The sequence below is a fragment of the Hoeflea sp. genome (assembly GCF_039975035.1).
Lineage (GTDB): Bacteria > Pseudomonadota > Alphaproteobacteria > Rhizobiales > Rhizobiaceae > Hoeflea.
Genome location: NZ_JBDWHW010000038.1, coordinates 1 through 4,708, shown reverse-complemented (window position 1 = coordinate 4,708; position 4,708 = coordinate 1). Strand labels below are relative to the sequence as shown.

Sequence of the window (4,708 nt, the reverse complement as noted above, 5' to 3'; positions counted from 1 at the left end):
TTCGTGATATTTTTTCTTGTAGTGGGAATGTTTCTCGAAGGACTAGCTGCAATCATCATCCTGATGCCGGTTTTTCTACCATTTATCAATGAGCTTGGCATCGATCCCATCCACTTTGGTGTCGTCTTCGTGATAGCCATGTGTATCGGACTCATGACGCCGCCTGTCGGCGTCTGCCTCTTCGTTATCTCACGGATAGGCAGCATCGGTATCGAGAAGCTTAGCCTGCACGTTCTGCCCTACTGCCTCATGATGCTCTTCATGCTGACCCTGTTGATCATCTTCCCGGCCCTGTCTCTGTTTCTGACCCGGTTTGTGTGAGGCGATCACTATGACTCCATTTTGGAAATTTCATCTGCAGCGGTTTGACCGAGGTGTCCTCTGGACCGAAAAGGCACTGGTGCTGCTGCTGTTCCTGGCAATCGCGGGTTTGGTCGGGGCAGGAGTCGTCGCGCGATTGAGCCGTGTGGTGCTTCCCTGGACCAACGAGGCAGCCCAACTGCTGCTGGTCTGGATGATCTTCCTCGGCGCGAACATTGGCACCTACTACCGCGATCATGTAGGCGTCGGCATCTTACCCGAAAGTTTCAGTGGTACCGCGCAACGTGTGATGTTTCTTTTCATCAAGGCTGCGATCCTCGCGTTTTCCGGCTATATTGTGTGGTCGGGCACCGAGTTCATGTTGTTCCAAAAGTTGGTCGGCGGATCGACCTTCTCGCTGCCGATAGATGTCCCAAAATATCTCGTGGCACTTGGCCTTCCTGTCGCGTTCGGCGCCGGGTGCCTGCACATCATTGTCGACATCATAACCGACCCTTTTGAATCCCCTTACGCACGGCGTCCTTTTGACGAGGCTGCAAGCGAGGACACTAGGGTTCTCACCAATTCCCGAAAAATGGAGAAAACTACAGATGGAAAGAAGTGAAGCATTGCGTCGTTTGCGGGCTAATATTGCCCGTGGCGAGGCCATCGTCGGAGCGGGTGCCGGGACCGGCCTATCAGCGAAATGTGAAGAGTCCGGCGGCGTCGACCTTATCATTATCTATAACTCCGGCCGCTATCGCATGGCTGGCAGGGGCTCAATGGCCGGTTTGATGCCGTATGGTGACGCGAATGCAATTGTCATGGAGATGGCTGGCGAGGTTCTACCGGTAGTGAGGGATACCCCCGTGCTCGCCGGTGTTTGCGGAACGGATCCCTTTCGTCAGATGCCGTTGTTTCTCAAAGGTGTGAAGGAGGCCGGGTTTACCGGCGTACAGAACTTCCCGACTGTTGGTCTTTACGACGGGATCATCCGCGCCAATTTCGAAGAGACCGGAATGGGCTACGGCCTCGAGGTAGACATGATCCGTGCGGCGCACGAGATGGACCTTCTGACCTGTCCCTATGTTTTTAATCCGGAAGAGGCCGTTGCGATGGCACAAGCCGGTGCGGATGTCTTGGTGCCTCACATGGGGCTTACCACCAAGGGGGCAATCGGCGCGCAGACTGCGATGGATCTCGACGAAGCCGTACGACGTGTCCAAGAGATGCACGAAGCGGCCAAAAAGGTACGGGATGACGTGATCGTCCTCTGCCACGGCGGCCCTATCGCTGATCCCGAAGATGCCGAATACGTTCTGAAAAACACGAGTGGTATCGCCGGGTTCTTTGGAGCCTCCAGCATGGAGCGTCTTCCGACTGAAATCGCCATTATTGAACAGGCGCGCCGGTTCAAGCGCCTCTCCCTTCAAACAAAATAGGAGTTACCCATGCGTTTCGAAAACAAGACAGTCATTGTCACCGGTGCGGCCCGCGGCCTAGCGCGTAGTGCTGCCCGTCAACTAGCGGCTGAGGGCGCGACGCTTGTACTCGCCGACCTCGATGAAGCTGGCGTTAAGTCCGTTGCTGCAGAAATTAACGAAAGCAGCGATTCGTTAGAGCGCGCGATGCCAATCAAAGTCGATGTGACCTCCAAAGAGATGATCAACGCGATGGTAGACCTCGCGATGGAAACTGGCGGCAAGATAGATGCGATTATCAACTGCGCTGGAGGTTACCACTCATATCCCGGCCTCATCGATACAACAGAAGATGAGTGGCAGAGCATCATCGATACCAACCTCAAGAGTATCTTTCTGTGCTGCCAATCCGTGCTACCAGTGATGGTCTCGCAGGGCCACGGACGCATTGTGAACGTCTCTTCACTTGCAGCACGAACGTACAGTTATTTTCTCGGTTCGCATTATTCAGCTGCGAAGGCGGGAACTTGTGGTCTAACCCGGCATATCGCGCATGAATACGGTCCCCAGGGCATCTGTGCAAATGCAGTTGCCCCGACCGCCTTCCGCGGCGAGCGGCTGTCAGAGATCATGTCGCCTGCGCAGGAAGCCGACCTGATCAGCAAGACGCCCCTTCGTAAAATTCCTTCAGCAGAGGACATCGCTCCGGCTATGGTCTTTCTGGCTTCCGATGAAGCGCGGTTCATCACGGGCGTAACGCTCGATGTGAATGGTGGCCTTGTTACGCATTGAGGAAAACAAAATGACAAAACTCAAAATTGCCGTCATCGGACCCGGACGTATCGCTCGGGCCCATCTGACAGCCATCAGAAACAATGCCGATCACGCAGAGCTTGCCGCGGTGGTTGGGCTTCCTGAAGATGCAGAACGGATCGCTTCGTTGGCAGCCGAATTTCACGCCAAGTTTACATCGCAAGATCTCGAAGCGATTCTCGCCGACCCCGAAATTGACGCAGTCGTTTTGACGCTACCGAACCACCTCCACCGCCAAGTAGCGGAAAAGGCGCTCACCGCAGGCAAACACGTACTAGTGGAGAAGCCACTCTGCAACACGCTAGAAGAGGCCGACGCAATGACTGCTGCTGCAGAAACGGCAGACCGTGTTCTGATGGTGGCGCAGTGTCGTCGTTTCTTCCCAGCCCTCGACGTCGCAATAGAACGGCTGCCAGAGCTCGGTCGGCCCCTCGACATCGTACAGATTCTCGGTGTGCACGTCGCCGAAGCACAGGCTCCTTGGTGGAAGTCTGCCGCCGCAACTGGAGGGCTAGCACTCGGATTGAATGGTCCGCATGCAATCGATACAATCATTCTACTGATGGGGGAAATGCCGGAATCGGTCTTTGCGCGAACATCCCGGCTCAAAGTCGACAATTGGGAAGGTGAGGATCAGGCAACCGTTGTCATGAGCTTTGCAGACGGAAGCACCGCGACGGCACATTTATCTTTCAATATGCAACCGGGCGCAAATGAGCGCTGGATCGTCGGTCCCAAGGCGATGATGCACCTCCAGAATGATCGGACGCTAAAACTGGGAGATGAGGTGCTGATCGAGGATGATTTCAAGCCCTACATTGATGGCGACATTTCCTTTGACCGGCAGTTCCGCGAATTCTGTGACGCGATCTCTGAAGGTCGGCAGCCGCGCTCCTCTGGTCAGGACGGCCGCAACGTGGTTGCTGTCCTGAACGCCGCGCTTCGCTCCGCTAAGACAGGACTGCCTGAGAAGCCATAAGGTGAAAACACCCCATTCCATACTCTGTTTCGGGGACTCATTGACGTGGGGTCGAGATCCTATAACAGGAGGCCGCCACGATGAGCAAAACCGTTGGCCTACCCGTTTACAGCATCGCTTCGGTCCGGATGTCCGGGTTCTGGCCGACGGATTGCCGGGACGAACGGCAGGACCGAAGGACCCACTGTTGCCCTATCCGACCGCTGGGGCAGCGCAACTCGCGCTCTCCCTCCTCGTGAACGGTCCAGTCGACCGCGTCCTTTTAATGCTCGGGACCAACGACCTGCAGAACCACCTTTATCGCGGGGTGGAGCGAACGTCAGAGGCAATCCTCGGTCTCGTAGCCGCAACTCAGAACGTCGCACCTGGACGGGGCTGGTCCCCCGAAATCATACTTGTTGCGCCGCCACCGATTAACCGTCGGCTGGCGGCGCAAAGAAAACCCACCTTCAGCGAAATCGGTAGTAGGTTAGAGAAACTCACGGATCACCTAGCAGTCAACACCTCCTCCTGCGGCATTTCATTCATTGATACACGCTTTGGAACAAGATCAGAGGATGGTGATGGCGTTCATTTATTGGACATCGAATCGCGTGCGCTAGGCGACTTTCTAGCAGATGCACTTTCGTCAAAGTGCTTTCGCTAATCCTCTCCCAATTGACGAAGATACCGTCCTGGAGAGACTCCGACCGGAAGTCGGAAGGTTTGCTCCAAGGCGTAGATACTAAACATCATGTCCGTGTTTTGATCGACATGCCTCCGTAGATGTTCTGGATGATTTCAGGACGCTTTAGATATTCGTGCGGGAATCCGAGTGTAATTGCACTCGCTTCATCCAGTTGAGCCAACTCGGCGTTATCCAACTTCACTTCGAGGGCCATGAGGTTGGCTTTAAGTTGATCAAGCGAACGAGCACCTATCAGTGGCGCAGCAACACCGGGACGCGACAAAAGCCATGCAAGCGCAACAGAACTAGGGGGCACTCCTCGTCCCTCGGCTCCCTGTCGTACAACATCTATGATCGCGAAGGTGCGTTCAGTTGCAGATCCTGCATCTTGGGCAATTGCGGCACGACTTCCGGGTGATGCAGCTTTCTCTATTAGGTCATTATAGGTGTATTTGCCTGTCAGCAAACCGCTCGCAAGTGGCGACCATGGTACAACGCCCATCCCCATTTCCTGCGCCATAGGCACCA

Annotated in this window: 6 protein-coding genes; 5 read left to right on the top strand and 1 reads right to left on the bottom strand. The window is 55.2% G+C overall.

Features of this window, described 5'->3' with window-relative positions:
• The 5 genes from ABJN75_RS02885 to ABJN75_RS02865 form a co-directional block, all read left to right on the top strand.
• Positions 1–321: TRAP transporter large permease subunit (locus ABJN75_RS02885; protein ID WP_348436675.1), on the top strand; the 321-nt coding region annotated here is incomplete at its 5' end.
• A gap of 79 nt (positions 322–400) precedes the next feature.
• Complete coding sequence (locus tag ABJN75_RS02880; protein ID WP_348436673.1) at positions 401–925, top strand: TRAP transporter small permease; 525 nt, start codon at positions 401–403, stop codon at positions 923–925.
• The gene (locus tag ABJN75_RS02875) at positions 912–1,742 is read left to right on the top strand and encodes a phosphoenolpyruvate hydrolase family protein (protein ID WP_348292215.1); all 831 of its coding nucleotides are present in this window, start codon (positions 912–914) and stop codon (positions 1,740–1,742) included. The genes ABJN75_RS02880 and ABJN75_RS02875 overlap by 14 nt, the downstream gene beginning before the upstream one ends.
• Before the next feature lie 9 nt (positions 1,743–1,751).
• The gene (locus ABJN75_RS02870; RefSeq protein ID WP_348292213.1) at positions 1,752–2,513 is read left to right on the top strand and encodes an SDR family NAD(P)-dependent oxidoreductase; all 762 of its coding nucleotides are present in this window, start codon (positions 1,752–1,754) and stop codon (positions 2,511–2,513) included.
• Positions 2,514–2,523: 10 nt separating this feature from the next.
• Positions 2,524–3,513 (top strand): Gfo/Idh/MocA family oxidoreductase, encoded by a 990-nt coding sequence (locus ABJN75_RS02865; RefSeq protein ID WP_348292211.1) that lies wholly within the window; start codon positions 2,524–2,526, stop codon positions 3,511–3,513.
• 731 nt (positions 3,514–4,244) lie between these two features.
• On the opposite strand, the gene ABJN75_RS02860 is transcribed toward ABJN75_RS02865, so the two are convergent.
• Positions 4,245–4,708: aldo/keto reductase (locus tag ABJN75_RS02860; protein WP_348436670.1), on the bottom strand; the 464-nt coding region annotated here is incomplete at its 5' end.

Coding starts and splice junctions, on each gene's coding strand:
- ABJN75_RS02865 (WP_348292211.1), top strand. CDS start 2,524: ATGACAAAACTCAAAATTGCCGTCATCGGACCCGGACGTATCGCTCGG.
- ABJN75_RS02870 (WP_348292213.1), top strand. CDS start 1,752: ATGCGTTTCGAAAACAAGACAGTCATTGTCACCGGTGCGGCCCGCGGC.
- ABJN75_RS02875 (WP_348292215.1), top strand. CDS start 912: ATGGAAAGAAGTGAAGCATTGCGTCGTTTGCGGGCTAATATTGCCCGT.